Raw genomic sequence first — 12413 nt, 5'->3', positions numbered from 1 at the left:
CATGTTTACCCAGGCTTCTTATACTTACGGTAACGATGTATAAGGAGGCGTGATCTATGAATCCCGCAAATGAAAAGAACGTATCCTCAGCCTTGCCGGATCAATCGGAAACATCTACGCTGCATTGGTGGAAGCGTTGGCCGGATTGGGTCCCTTACGCGACGATCATTTGGACGCTCGCTTACGGCGTGCTCGGGCTATATTGGTGGGCAGGAGGCCAGGGCTTTCCGCTAGGCTTGGTTAATGATCCGGGTGCGGCTCACTCCCTGTTCCGGCAGGCTGCAGCCGCTGACGGCGGATTGCTCATCGCTTGCCTGTGTTTACTTGGAGCCATGGCCATGCTCTTATTGAATCGCAAAGCCCGCGGGATAACCCGAGCAATCATGCTGTTATACGCTTGGAGCGCAGCCATGGTCCTGTGCTTTGCGATCCCGGATCCACGCGCCCTGATAGGGATGGCTTATGCCCCAGTATCTTTGATCGGAGCCGTATTCGGACAGTCATTACACTATCTCGATTTCTTCACATGGCCGGTCGTAAACCAATATATCTGTCTCATCGGAGGTTTGTTATGGGCCGCAACCGCTTTGACATACCAGCGCCACACCCGCGATGCTTGCAGGTATTGCGGACGAAACAAGGGTCATACGTTACGGCGGATGAACGTAGTGACTCGTTTGGGAAGATGGGCAACCTATGCAGCGATTCTAGCCCCACTATATTATGATATCACTCGCATAGCTTGGCTGCTCGGTATTCCTTTTGGAATCACCGATGAAATGCTGTACAGCCTGCAGGCTTCAGACGCGGATTGGGCCGGTGCCGGACTTGCCTTAGTCTCGATCGGAGGTGCCTTTCTCACGCATGGACTCATCAAGCCTTGGGGGGAAAGCTTCCCCCGTTGGTTCCCAATCTTGGGTGGTCGACGCGTCCCTCCTGCCTTAGCCGTCATTCCTGCCGGATTCGTGGCGATTCTCTTAACGGTTACCGGCATTCAAGTCATTCTTGAGTTTACGATGAGCGGTGATTTTCAAAATTGGGGAGGCACAACGCCACTTCTGCTTATGCCAGTTTGGGGGATTGCTCTGGGGACAGCAACCATTTGCTACTATTACCGGAGGCAAGAGCAATGCCGTCAATGCGCATGATACGGAGTTCACGTAATTTAGGCTGCTCGGTCGGCACTTCTCCTACTACGATAGCTTCCAGGCAGGAATCAGCGAATGGAATTGGAAGAAGAAACTGACCATAACGTGAATCAGCGTATATAATGCTAAAATAATCAAATACGTAATGAGCCATATCCGGAACGGCTGTTTCAAAAATAGAAACAATAACAGCATTCCGACCGGGAATGGAATAAGCACAATCAACCAGATTGGCAGCCCGATTGCCTCAGCAAGAGCACCCAAAGAAACTACGGATGCGCCTATGGCTAGAGCTTGCCAGAGATGTATGCCCTTCGTAACCAAGCGGCTGCCGAAGAAATAGGATATGGACGTAAGTAATACGGCTATAATGAAACTGACAACATATTGCATGTATCTTCACCTTTCGGGCAAATATTTAAAGTAGTATACCAGTCGAATGTTAATAAAAGTGCAGCTTTTTGTAAAATATGGTGATTTCGAGATTTAACCTTGAATCGGGATTCACATGATACAATACAAAAAACCGCGAATACGCCGCATCACATATGCGTTTGTCTTGGATAGGTATATACGCCAAATGAAAAACCCTCCATTCAAAAGATGGAGGGTTTTCGGGCATGCATACTATAGTATAACATCATTTTCGCCAGTTGGGGACAGTTGCATGTCATGTTTGTATATCGAAGTTCAGGTTACGTTAAAAGATCGTCGGCACCATTCCCCCATCCATGCGTATAGGCGAACCCTTAAACGCGGATGCATAGGGGCTGCATATAAAAGCCGTTAACCGGCCTATTTCAAACGGTCTGATGAACCGCTGAATCTCAGATTGGGGCAGGTTTGATGCCATAAAGGCTTTCTCTTTTTCCGAGAAAGGCATATCTTCATCGTTGTATATGCCCTCAATGATCTGCTGTACATTTTCGGATAGCGTCGGTCCGGGCATGATCGTGTTAACGGTAACCTCTGTTCCTTTCGTCAATTTCGACAAGCTTTTGGCTAAAGACAACAGCATGGATTTTGTCACACCATACTGCGGCATTTGGCCAGAAGGCATAACAGCCTCTTCACTCGCAATAAAGATAATGCGTCCATACTGATTCTCCAGCATGCTGGGCATATAGAATTTCGTCAGGGCATTTGCTGCAAGGACATTCGTAGAAATGTACTTTTCCCATATAGCGTCATCTATATCTTCATACTGCATGATTTCATAATTTCCCATGCTGTTTACTAAAATATCGACGTTCGGGAACTTTTCGAATAATGCTTCGCGCTGTGCCCGGTCTACCAGATCGGCTGCCGCATTTTGAGGCGAGGTCTCCGGGAATGCCGACTTGAGTTCATGGACCGTCCGTTCTACTTCTTCGGCGTTTCTGCCGTTAATGAATACTTGAGCCCCTTCCTTGGCAAGCTCAAAGGCAATGGCTTTGCCGATCCCTTTGGTGGATCCCGTGACTAAAGCCGTTTTATTGGTTAATCCCATTTCCATCCTACATTTCTCCTTATGTTTGCTAGACTATGGTCGTACTGAGGATAGAATTAGGATACCTTGTTTTGCGCATTTGGTAACTAGTTTAAGGCGCCAAAGTTCTTGCAGTACACGCCAAAATCTTTTGCTCAGGAAGCCGAATGGACAGAACGCCAATTGGTTGGGGTATCCCCTTCCCATTGACGGAAAGCCCGGTAGAACGAATTCAAGACTTCGTATCCAAGCAGAAAAGCGATTTCTTTCGTATCCAGCGAGGGATCCGTCAAGTATTCGCATGCTTGCTCATGTCTAGCCTCTGTCAGCAGCCGCTTGAAGCTTGTATTCTCGTCAGTGAGCCTGCGCTGCAGGGTACGGCCGCTCATTCCGAGCTCCCTGGCAATAGGCAAAATATCTGGTCGTCCTCCTGCCAGGCTTCTTTTCATGATCCATTTGACTTTATCGGCTATCGACGGGTCTAACTGCCGATCATGGAGCGATTGGTCCAGAGCGGGAGTCAGGATCTCAAGCAAATCTTCGTTGAACGACATAAAAGGAAGATCCAAGTCCTTCTGATGCAGCGTCAAGCGGTTGCGCTTGCTTCCAAACCGGATGCGGCAGCCAAAGTATGCCTCGAGGGCCTCTGCATTGCCAACGGACTCCGATAACTCAAGCGAATGTGCCGACACATGCTGACCGGTTCCCCGGCGGCCAAACTCCAGTAGACATGCAAGCGTGATGCCAAGCAGAATCGGAGGACCAGGCTCTTCCGTCTCCAGCCAATCCAAGTCCATCGTGCAGTACCCGCCCTCCTCGCTCATGCGTAATCTTCCAGGAGGGCACAGCCTCTTGTACCGGACCATTCGGTTAAGGGCATCCCTATAGTCACGGGCATGGTAAGTCGCTAAGACGGAGGACGGGTACTTCGCCGTTTCAAAAGCCGTCGCTAGCTTGATGATTCCTAGTGCAGGATCACCTATAAGATCGGTATACGCCTTCCAAATTGAATAATATTGGGTGGCAGTTACCTCGGATTCATTGATGATCGTCAGCGGAAGCCGCGCTTTTCGTACGATGTCTTGATCAGCGAGCCCTAATTGACGGATGCCGGACCAAAAGCCTGGCGGCATTTTAATGCGGTCGGAGGTATGAGACTTCATACGCAGGCAGCCTCCTTTAATATTTACACAATGATTATGTTTGTCTGATGTCTGACAAAGGGTTACTTACTATAGTACCTCCCGAATCTTGCGATGTAACTAGCAGAAACTTACATTGAATCATCAAATACGGCCATATCTTTGAAGAACGTCCAACAAGAACACGATATCCTGCACTAAAAAAATTCATGTCGCTTCCTTTAAATGGCGCTGCAATACTCCATCTAGTCAGTCCCCAATAGAGCCCCTTCCTTATTAAAAAAAAGAAGCTCCGCGGCATGATCGCCGCAGAAGCTTCCTCGTGCTTACCAATGAATTTGCAATCCCGGCGCAGCCTCGCGGAGCGCTTGTTCCAGGCGGGCTTTGACTTCATGTAAGTCTGCCTCGGTATCGGCCTCTGCCCGAAGCACCAGGATCGGCTGGGTGTTCGAGCTGCGAACCAGCCCCCAGCCGTTCGGAAACAGCACGCGTACGCCGTCTACGTCGATCAGCTCGTGCTTCCCGTCAAAATGGTTCTTCACTTTATGAATGATCTGTTGTTTCGCATCGTCGTCACATGGAACCCTCGTTTCAGGGGTCGCGCAATATCTTGGCACGTCGGAGAATAATTCGGACAGCGGGCGCGAATCCCGGCTCAATATCCGCAACAGTCGTCCAGCGGCATACAGCGCGTCGTCAAATCCGTAGTATTCATCGCGGAAGAATAAATGCCCGGACATTTCGCCGGTAAACGGCACATCCAATTTGCGCATGCTCGCTTTAATGTGGGAGTGGCCTGTGCGATGGAAGACCGGCTCGCCGCCCAGCTTCTCGATCTCCTCGACCAGCGCTTTCGAGCATTTGACTTCCACCAGCGCTTTGCAGCCCGGATATTTCGGCAGGACTTCACGCCAGAACTGGATCATCAGCTGATCGCCCCATAAAATGCCGCCCTGTTCGTCCACCACCCCAAGGCGGTCGCCGTCCCCGTCGAAGGCGATGCCGATGTCGGCTCTTTCTTTCTTCACGACGTCGATCAGGTCCCGCAAATTTTTCGGCTCTACCGGATCCGGATGATGATTCGGGAAATCCGGATCCGATTTGCAATACAGCTCTACCACATCGCACCCCCAGCGTCGAAGCGCCTTGGGGGCAAATGGCGACGGCGTACCGTTGCCGCAATCGACCACGACTTTAAGCTTCCGGCCGTTCAGCCGGATTTTGTCTGCCAGCATGTCCAAATAAGGCTCCTCGACGCTTTCGCATCGCAGACCTTCTTCGTCATAATCGAAACCGGACGGCAGCTTGCCTTCGGCTGCCAAGCCAAGCATGCGGCTGCGCAGCTTCTGGATTTCTTCTCCATAAATCGTCGTATAGTCCATGGCGATTTTAAATCCGTTTTCGTCGCCGGGGTTATGGCTGGCCGTAATCATGATGCCGCTTGGCTCTTGATAATGGTGCATGGCATAGTAGAACATCGGCGTTGTCACTTCGCCGATATCAATCGCCTCGCATCCGGATTGCTGCAAGCCGGCAATCAGGGCCCGGTGAAAATCCGGGGATGATTTCCGGTTGTCGTGGCCGACAATGGCCTTATTCAAGCCGGCCGTCTTCAAGGTTTCGCCGAAAGCTCTCCCCAGCCAATAGCAAAAAGGGAGGTCAATGTCTTCATACGCTTTGCCGCGAATATCATATTCGCGGAATACATGGGAGGGGATGGAAGCCCCCCCTTCAAGGGTTGGCATCCCCTGCTCCTGCAGTTCTTTGGTCAAAGGCATCGTTGTCCACCTCTTTTTGTATGATGTCTATTGGATAATGGCGAATTGCGCTTAATGTTGTATCCATTCTTCGTAAATAGCTTCGGTCATCAAGTAAGAGATGACGGCTTCCGCCCCGCAGTTTATATTCGGTCCGTCGGCGCTCAAGCCGTCGCAGCAGCTGCCGTCCCGCTCGTTAATCATTGGGGCTCCGAGATCGTTGCCGCCGTAAAACCAATTGCGGCACTTCGTGACGGCCGATTTATATTTGTGCATGTTCGTCAGCTCATAGGCCTTGGCAGACGCTAACGCCAGCTTCATGACATCGATCGGCTGCTGGTCCCACAAAGCCCGATACCCCTGGCGGCACCACCCTTGACTGCCTACCGGCCGGATCTGTCCCGCTTCGTTTTGCGACAAACCGATTAGGAAGTCAAGGGAACTCAAAGCGATGTCAAGCAAGTCCGTCCAGTTCAACATTTCATGAGCCCACAGCATCCCCCATGGCAGCACGGCATTGCTGTAAGTGATCTCCGATTCAAACCAAGACCAGCCTGGAGCCGAATTCCGACGATAGAGGGCAGCCAGACGTTCCGCAAGCTCTTGGATATGGGAGGTCAGATCGATATCATATCCGGCACGCTGCAGCATGCCGAGTGCGGCGATGCTGTAAGCCCATCCGCGCGGATACCGCAAATGGTCAACCTGCGGCAGCGCTTTTTGAAAGATCGATTCAGCAACCATCGCAAACGAAGGGGCGGGTGCTGCTGTCATTGCCTTCGCACAAGCCCAAAGGCAGCGTCCAAGGCAATCGTCGGAAGGCATTTCCGGCTCCTTGCTCCGGTCATAGGCAAAATTGTTATGAAAATGACCATCTTCCTTTTGCGCCCACAGCAAAAAGGCGATATAGATCTCGGCTAACCGCTCAAGTTGTTGTTGGTCTTCAGGACGCCCATGCTTGAACCATTCGAGACAAACCCATAACGCACGAGCCTGGTCGTCCGTGCTGTATCCTTCGTTGCGCCGGGGGATCGTCCCGAACCCGTGCTCGAGTATGCCGGTATCATCGGTCATCTTGATCAGATGGTCAAACCGAACGGATCGCCTTTCCATGTCTCCCCACCTCGGTAAACAGAAGGTTGTACTCATGCCCGACGCTTGGCCAATGCATCGTTTGCCCCAGCCGCTTCATTTTCCGGACGACATCTTGATGCATCACGTCGTTGGTCAGCAGCGACACGATCCGTTCCCGCCATAACGCCTCGTCATCAGCAGGAATCAGCAGCTCGGGTTCATCGGCGAGCAAATCCTGTGCATAGCAGTACGGAGTCGAAACCACTGGCCGTCCCAAGCCGACCGCATAGGCAAGCGTTCCGCTGGTGATCTGCTCCATACCCGGATAAGGTGTCACGTAGACATCGCATGCCGTAATATGGCGCACCAGATCATTCTCCTCCATATAACGGTCGATCATGACGACATTGTCACCGATCCCGCTGTCAGCGATCATGGCCTTCAGCTCTTCGCGGTACTTCTCTCCTTCCCATTTCTTGACCTCCGGATGCGTTTGGCCGACGATGGCATATAACACTTTAGGCACCTTTTTAACAATTTCAGGCAAAATCCTCAGGATCAATTCAATTCCTTTTCCGCGGCTCAGCAGCCCGAACGTCATCAGCACCTTGCGATCGGCCCAATCCAGCTGCTCCCGGAATGCCTGCCGCCGCTCCGTATCGGGCTCGGGCGTACCGTGCGGTATAAAGACGATTTTCTCCTCCGGAATGCCGAACGAGCGGTTTAAATAAGATATCGCTTTGCGGTTCATCACGACGATCCGGTCGCTTCGCTCGGCGATTTCCCGCTGAATGCTTGCGTACGGTTCACGGGGCAACTCAAACACCGTATGAAACGTAGTCACCAGCGGTTTTTTCAGATTGCGGATGAAACGCAAGATGTGCCGGCCGGCCTCGCCGCCAAATATCCCGAACTCGTGCTGGAGAGAGACGACCTCGATTTCGGACTGGTTGATTCTGTACGCCATCTTCTCATAATCGTTCTCGCAATCGCGACGCAGCAGCCACAGCAGCGGATCCTGCAGGCCATCGGATTCCCCATCGTGGAGCACGATTACGGGATCCTTCGCTTTCCACTCCTTCACTGCATGGACCGCCTGGCGCAAATGAAAAGTGAACGTGGCCAGGCCGCATTTCTTCGGAACGTAAGTACTGATATAAGCCACCCGGGTCATGCTTGCATCACTCCCAGTCGGTTCATTACGGCTTCATGCAAAATATGTCTTGGGCCGAGCTCGAGATTGTAACCGAATATGCAGTTGTTTAAGTACGCTCCCTCGTTTACCCGGCAGCCGTCCCACAGGATCGTTTCCGATAGCCGGACGTTCGGGCCGATCGTGCACTTGTCGCCGAGCACCACATGAGGCCCGATGACGGCCCGCGCTCCGATTCGTACGTGATCTCCGATCAATACCGGCGGAACGAGGAGGACGCCGGCTCCGATTTTAGAGCCCTTGCCGATCCAGATGCCTTGATCCTGGACGTGTCCGGGAATTTGGATCCGGCTCTGTCCCGTTAAGAGATCCCAGTGAATTTTGCGGTATCTGTCTTTGGTGCCCATATCCGCCCAATAGCCTTGAATCGTCGTACCGAAGACTCCCATATTTTCGCGGATGAGATGTGGAAACGTTTCGCGTTCAATGGAGACCTCCCGATCGGACGGAATCGCTGCGAGCACGTTTTTATCCATGATGTAAATACCTGCGTTGATCCGTCTCGAAGGGGCCTCGTCCAAGCGGGGCTTCTCCACAAAACGCAAGATGCGCCCCGTATCGTCCTGCTCAACGACCCCGTACGCGCTAGGGTCCTCAACCTCCGTCAGACCGATCGTTACCTTTCCTCCGTGAGATCGATGGAAATCCAGCAGCGGTTTCAGTTCAATATCGTGGACGATATCCGCATTCATGGCAATAAATTGTTCATCGAGTAAAGCCTCGGCATTCTTGATCGCCCCGGCAGTCCCCAGCAGCTTATCTTCAAGCGCATACTGGATCGACACGCCCAGCCGGCGGCCGTCGCCGAAATGGTTTTTTATTTTTTCGGGATGATGCTTAAGGGCGATAACGAAACGGTGAACGCCTTGTTCCTTCAGATGAAGAATGAGATGTTCCAGCCACGGACGATTCAGAATCGGTGCCATCGGCTTCGGCATGTTCTCCGTCATCGGTCTAAGTCGGGTTCCCAATCCACCGGCAAGTAACAGTACATTCATCTTCGAAATCCTCCTGTTCCCAAAAAATGATTCGACAAACAAACTTACGCCAGCTTTGGACACTGACGCTAATATTGTATCGGCTTCCCTCCTTCGCTCTTGATTTGTTAGCACTCTATAATGTCGAGTGCTGATAATATAGTATTTTATGGAATAGTTCTTTGAATCTTCAAGTTGATCAGGACATAATGTCTCGCATTCCGCCTGAAATCAAAGCATAAAATCCTCTTTTTTCTTTTGAAATCTCATGATTTCTTTGTTTTTTGCCATGAATCGATCATGAATATAGTCGCAGGACCGCCCGTTTTCATAAAAAAGAGACTGCCGGCAAGTTAAAACTAACCGACAGTCCTTTACTTCCAAGCAGTATACTCCTCATCCTATTCGCCGGACAATTCCTTGAGCGATCTGATTTTTCCATGGGGGTGCTGTGCTTGCTTACGCGACTTCCAGGCAGCTTCTTTCCTTCTCTTCTGGTGAGCCATGTCAGTCTTCCTCCTTCGGAAATCGAGAATGTATACCACTTCCATAGGTTTTCAATATTAAGCCTTGTTCATTCATCCGCCTGGGGGCAAGAGCATAGATAATGGAGATAGTCCCTTTTGCTTCTGTTTTCTTATGTATGCTTTAGCTGCACTCCAGCACATATTCCGGCATTTTCTGCATGTCAGATACATATAACATCAGTAATTAACGTTATGAATTATAGGAAGAAGGCGAAGCATGAAAGCGAGATGGATCATCCTGTTGTTGTTTGGTTTTATGCTCTTGTTCATTTTGTTTCGTCTAGTGGAAGACCATCCATCAGCAGAGGCTCTTTATATCGATGATCAAATCCGCATGCAAATAACACCGATTGATTCATCAGCGGTATCGATGCAGGAGACCACCTTTGAGCTGCAAATTGACGAGTTATCCGGAATACCCGTAACAGGCGCGGATTTCGATTTGAACATTACCATGCCGGATATGTTTTGCGGGGTTTTTCCTGCTTCCATTGAGGAGATTCAACCCGGGGTATATCATGCGACAGTGGTGCCCGTCATGCGCGGGAAATGGCAAGCCGAAGCCGAATTACAGTGGAAGGAGCGGTATGTCAAAGTCAGCACCGTTTTTAAGGTTCATTAAAGAGAAAAAGCCCCCCATCACCATAGCCAAGGGTGCACGGAAGGTATCCAGCCATTCGCACTTAGACCTTTCAGAATGCACAGCAACCCCATCAAGACGGCCAGATATCCGCCGATCCTGCGCATCGCCCTGCGCCATCTTTTCGTAAGGCTTCCCGCAGACATCGCCGTCAGAAGCAAGACCGGAAACGTCGATATGCCGAACACCAGCATAATCAGCGAACCTTCTGCTGCGGTTCCCGAGGCGGCAGCATTCATGTGCATTGCATAAGTCAAGCCGCATGGCAAAAAGCCCAGCAGAATCCCGGTCAAAAAGGTTGCAAGAATTTCGTAACGTTGTCCGAGCTGCTGCAGCTTCGACTGAACGCGAGAATTTTTATATGGATGCGTGCGAAACATCGGGAGCGTATACCGACGAAAGGTCCATAACAAGATCAGCAAGCCGCCAATGATGCTGGCCGCAGATTGGAGCCCGACGAATCCGGCTGCAGAATCCAGAAAAGAGCCGACCAAGCCCATAAAACCGCCGATTGCCGCGTAAGTTGCTACTCTCCCTACGTTATATGCGAGGATCAAAGCCATTGGCGAGCCTTGTGCGCGAAGTGCAACCGACGACACGATGCCTCCGCACATCGCGAAACAATGCGGTGCACCCATCAATCCGGTAAGTGCAACGAGCGCCAAGCTGTTTCCTGCTGTATCCAAGACGATTACTCCCTTCTGAAAACTGCCTCATACTTCACTTTGCTGCTGGTACCTCCATTGCGACTTAAACGCTGATCGGATAAGCCGGCATGAATTGGGAGATACCTGTTCATTATATGAAGCCGATTGAAGGATAAGAATGTCTCAGGTTAGAAAGCTGCGGCGCAAGTATAGCAGCCTATCGCCAATCGTTATTCCATCAAAGCCTGCTACATCTTTGCTACTTCATTGTTAACTTGCTACTTCATTGTAAACTTGCACTTCATTGCTGGTTCGTTGCTGCTTCATTGCTGCTTCTTGCCTACCAAGCCTTGTTCATAAGCATAACGCGCAATCTGAACTCGATTGGCCAAGTGCAGCTTTTGAAGGATGTTCTTCAGGTGATTTTTCACCGTATGCTCTGAAATGCTTAGATCGCCTGAAATTTCCTTATTGCTCATTCCCTCGGCAACGAGCACTAGAATTTCATGCTCCCGCTCAGTTAAAGGATGATCTTGAACCTCGTCCGCACGCTTCGGGGACATTTCCTTGAGGATTCGAAAAGCCAGCTCGCGCGTTACCGGCGCTTCATCGATGGCGACTGCTCTTAAATATTCGTGCCACGCTTCAGGCTCCATATTTTTCAACAAATAGCCCTGGGCGCCCTTCTTAAGCGCATCGAATAAATGCGCAATATCGTCGGATACCGTAACCATAACGACCTTGATATAGGGGAAGGCTTCTTTAAGCTTCTTCGTTGCTTCCAAGCCGCCCATTCCCGGCATTTGAATATCCATCAGCACCAGGTCCGGCATCCAATATTCACTTAAGGTAATGGCTTCTTCTCCGCTGCTTCCTTCCGCCACGACTTCAAAGACAGGATCGCTTTCCAGGATCATTCGGATCCCTTCTCTGGCCATCCCGTTATCATCGATAATTAACACCCGGAATTTTGACATTTCAATATGCCCCCTTTCGAACGATTACCAGCGTGTCCCCATCTTTACGTTCCAGGCTGAAATGCCAGGACATCGCCTTGGCACGGTCGCGCATCATTTGGATCCCGTATCGATTACGGATCATCATATTATCTGGGTTAAAGCCTTTGCCGTCATCCGCGACCTGGCACATCCACCCCGATTCTGTTGGTCGCGCTTCGATTCGGACTTGCTTCGCCTCCGCATGCTTATGAATGTTAAGCAGCGCTTCGCGGATGATTGCGAATAACTCCACTCGCTCTTTGGAAGACAGCATCGTTTCCGGAATGCGCCAATTCGTCTCAATTTCCAGAGCGGTTTCCTGCTGCAGCTCATCGATCAAGCTCTCAATGCCTTGCAGCCACGGATTTTTATCCGCATCGGCTTCATGCCTCAAATTGGCGATGGCTTGTCTGACATAATCATTGGTGCGATGAACACTCTCCTTCAATTTATGAAGCGGAAGTCCGTCTGCTTGATTCATGCGGTCCATTTGCGAGATCTGCGCGTTCAAAAAGAACAGGGATTGCGCGATGCCGTCATGAAGCTCCCTTGCGATTTTCTCTCGTTCCTCCAGCACGGCGCGGATCGCTTTTGCTCGATTAAGCTCCTCTTGATTATGTTCGATCATGGCAAATAATTTGGTCAAAAACAGCAAGGATACGAGCAGCACAATGACCGGGGCAAGCCAGTTTCCAAGCTCCATCGAAATATACGGCAGCAGAAACTCATGCCGGACATACTCCCAGACCCCGATCGTCAGGGTAGGAATCGTAAGAATCAGCCATTTGTTTTGTTTATAGGTCACAATCATTCTCCCCTCTA

Annotated in this window: 13 protein-coding genes; 2 read left to right on the top strand and 11 right to left on the bottom strand. The window is 50.7% G+C overall.

Going from position 1 to position 12413, the window contains the following annotated elements; translation table 11 throughout:
• Window positions 1-56: 56 nt before the first annotated feature.
• Entirely contained in the window at window positions 57-1148 is a 1092-nt protein-coding gene (locus J2Z18_RS15620; RefSeq protein ID WP_007131343.1) for a hypothetical protein, read from the top strand.
• A gap of 45 nt (window positions 1149-1193) precedes the next feature.
• Here J2Z18_RS15620 and J2Z18_RS15615 read toward each other — a convergent pair whose 3' ends face one another.
• The 8 genes from J2Z18_RS15615 to J2Z18_RS30495 form a co-directional block, all read right to left on the bottom strand.
• Window positions 1194-1541, bottom strand: a complete 348-nt coding sequence (locus J2Z18_RS15615; RefSeq protein ID WP_007131342.1) for a hypothetical protein — start codon at window positions 1539-1541, stop codon at window positions 1194-1196.
• A 307-nt stretch (window positions 1542-1848) separates the two neighbouring features.
• The gene (locus tag J2Z18_RS15610) at window positions 1849-2643 is read right to left on the bottom strand and encodes an SDR family NAD(P)-dependent oxidoreductase (RefSeq protein ID WP_210094969.1); all 795 of its coding nucleotides are present in this window, start codon (window positions 2641-2643) and stop codon (window positions 1849-1851) included.
• 128 nt (window positions 2644-2771) lie between these two features.
• A complete protein-coding gene (locus tag J2Z18_RS15605) occupies window positions 2772-3779 on the bottom strand; it encodes an AraC family transcriptional regulator (RefSeq protein ID WP_210094968.1) in 1008 nt (335 codons plus the stop codon).
• A gap of 305 nt (window positions 3780-4084) precedes the next feature.
• Window positions 4085-5503 (bottom strand): phosphomannomutase/phosphoglucomutase, encoded by a 1419-nt coding sequence (locus J2Z18_RS15600; RefSeq protein ID WP_028404267.1) that lies wholly within the window; start codon window positions 5501-5503, stop codon window positions 4085-4087.
• 84 nt (window positions 5504-5587) lie between these two features.
• Entirely contained in the window at window positions 5588-6628 is a 1041-nt protein-coding gene (locus tag J2Z18_RS15595) for a hypothetical protein (RefSeq protein WP_007131338.1), read from the bottom strand.
• Window positions 6603-7763, bottom strand: coding sequence for a glycosyltransferase family 4 protein (locus tag J2Z18_RS15590; RefSeq protein WP_007131337.1), 1161 nt, complete (start codon window positions 7761-7763; stop codon window positions 6603-6605). Before J2Z18_RS15590 ends, J2Z18_RS15595 begins: the two co-directional genes overlap by 26 nt.
• Window positions 7760-8800 carry a nucleotidyltransferase family protein gene (locus J2Z18_RS15585; RefSeq protein WP_007131336.1) on the bottom strand — a complete coding sequence of 347 codons (1041 nt, stop codon included), beginning with the start codon at window positions 8798-8800 and terminating at the stop codon, window positions 7760-7762. The genes J2Z18_RS15590 and J2Z18_RS15585 overlap by 4 nt, the downstream gene beginning before the upstream one ends.
• A 380-nt stretch (window positions 8801-9180) precedes the next feature.
• Window positions 9181-9285 (bottom strand): DUF6254 family protein, encoded by a 105-nt coding sequence (locus J2Z18_RS30495; RefSeq protein ID WP_222119631.1) that lies wholly within the window; start codon window positions 9283-9285, stop codon window positions 9181-9183.
• A 238-nt stretch (window positions 9286-9523) separates the two neighbouring features.
• Here J2Z18_RS30495 and J2Z18_RS15580 point away from each other — a divergent pair, with 238 nt between their 5' ends.
• Complete coding sequence (locus J2Z18_RS15580; protein WP_007131335.1) at window positions 9524-9928, top strand: FixH family protein; 405 nt, start codon at window positions 9524-9526, stop codon at window positions 9926-9928.
• Between the two features lie 17 nt (window positions 9929-9945).
• Here the strand turns inward: J2Z18_RS15580 and J2Z18_RS15575 are convergent, their stop codons facing one another.
• The 3 genes from J2Z18_RS15575 to J2Z18_RS15565 all read right to left on the bottom strand — a co-directional run bounded on the left by J2Z18_RS15575 (window position 9946) and on the right by J2Z18_RS15565 (window position 12402).
• Window positions 9946-10584 carry a sulfite exporter TauE/SafE family protein gene (locus tag J2Z18_RS15575; protein ID WP_050954061.1) on the bottom strand — a complete coding sequence of 213 codons (639 nt, stop codon included), beginning with the start codon at window positions 10582-10584 and terminating at the stop codon, window positions 9946-9948.
• Between the two features lie 332 nt (window positions 10585-10916).
• Entirely contained in the window at window positions 10917-11570 is a 654-nt protein-coding gene (locus tag J2Z18_RS15570) for a response regulator (protein WP_007131333.1), read from the bottom strand.
• Between the two features lies 1 nt (window position 11571).
• The gene (locus J2Z18_RS15565; RefSeq protein ID WP_007131332.1) at window positions 11572-12402 is read right to left on the bottom strand and encodes a sensor histidine kinase; all 831 of its coding nucleotides are present in this window, start codon (window positions 12400-12402) and stop codon (window positions 11572-11574) included.
• Between the last annotated feature and the right edge of the window lie 11 nt (window positions 12403-12413).

This window comes from Paenibacillus lactis, from assembly GCF_017873605.1.
In the GTDB taxonomy this organism is placed as follows: Bacteria; Bacillota; Bacilli; order Paenibacillales; family Paenibacillaceae; genus Paenibacillus_AQ; species Paenibacillus_AQ lactis.
The sequence above is the reverse complement of the archived record's forward strand: the minus strand, read 5'-3'. Positions and strand labels throughout refer to the sequence as shown.

Excerpts from the sequence above, each read along its gene's own strand:
- J2Z18_RS15565 (WP_007131332.1), bottom strand. The coding sequence starts at position 12,402 with ATGATTGTGACCTATAAACAAAACAAATGGCTGATTCTTACGATTCCT.
- J2Z18_RS15610 (WP_210094969.1), bottom strand. The coding sequence starts at position 2,643 with ATGGAAATGGGATTAACCAATAAAACGGCTTTAGTCACGGGATCCACC.
- J2Z18_RS15570 (WP_007131333.1), bottom strand. The coding sequence starts at position 11,570 with ATGTCAAAATTCCGGGTGTTAATTATCGATGATAACGGGATGGCCAGA.
- J2Z18_RS15600 (WP_028404267.1), bottom strand. The coding sequence starts at position 5,503 with ATGCCAACCCTTGAAGGGGGGGCTTCCATCCCCTCCCATGTATTCCGC.
- J2Z18_RS30495 (WP_222119631.1), bottom strand. The coding sequence starts at position 9,285 with ATGGCTCACCAGAAGAGAAGGAAAGAAGCTGCCTGGAAGTCGCGTAAG.
- J2Z18_RS15595 (WP_007131338.1), bottom strand. The coding sequence starts at position 6,628 with ATGGAAAGGCGATCCGTTCGGTTTGACCATCTGATCAAGATGACCGAT.
- J2Z18_RS15580 (WP_007131335.1), top strand. The coding sequence starts at position 9,524 with ATGAAAGCGAGATGGATCATCCTGTTGTTGTTTGGTTTTATGCTCTTG.
- J2Z18_RS15590 (WP_007131337.1), bottom strand. The coding sequence starts at position 7,763 with ATGACCCGGGTGGCTTATATCAGTACTTACGTTCCGAAGAAATGCGGC.
- J2Z18_RS15585 (WP_007131336.1), bottom strand. The coding sequence starts at position 8,800 with ATGAATGTACTGTTACTTGCCGGTGGATTGGGAACCCGACTTAGACCG.
- J2Z18_RS15620 (WP_007131343.1), top strand. The coding sequence starts at position 57 with ATGAATCCCGCAAATGAAAAGAACGTATCCTCAGCCTTGCCGGATCAA.
- J2Z18_RS15575 (WP_050954061.1), bottom strand. The coding sequence starts at position 10,584 with ATGGGTGCACCGCATTGTTTCGCGATGTGCGGAGGCATCGTGTCGTCG.
- J2Z18_RS15605 (WP_210094968.1), bottom strand. The coding sequence starts at position 3,779 with ATGAAGTCTCATACCTCCGACCGCATTAAAATGCCGCCAGGCTTTTGG.
- J2Z18_RS15615 (WP_007131342.1), bottom strand. The coding sequence starts at position 1,541 with ATGCAATATGTTGTCAGTTTCATTATAGCCGTATTACTTACGTCCATA.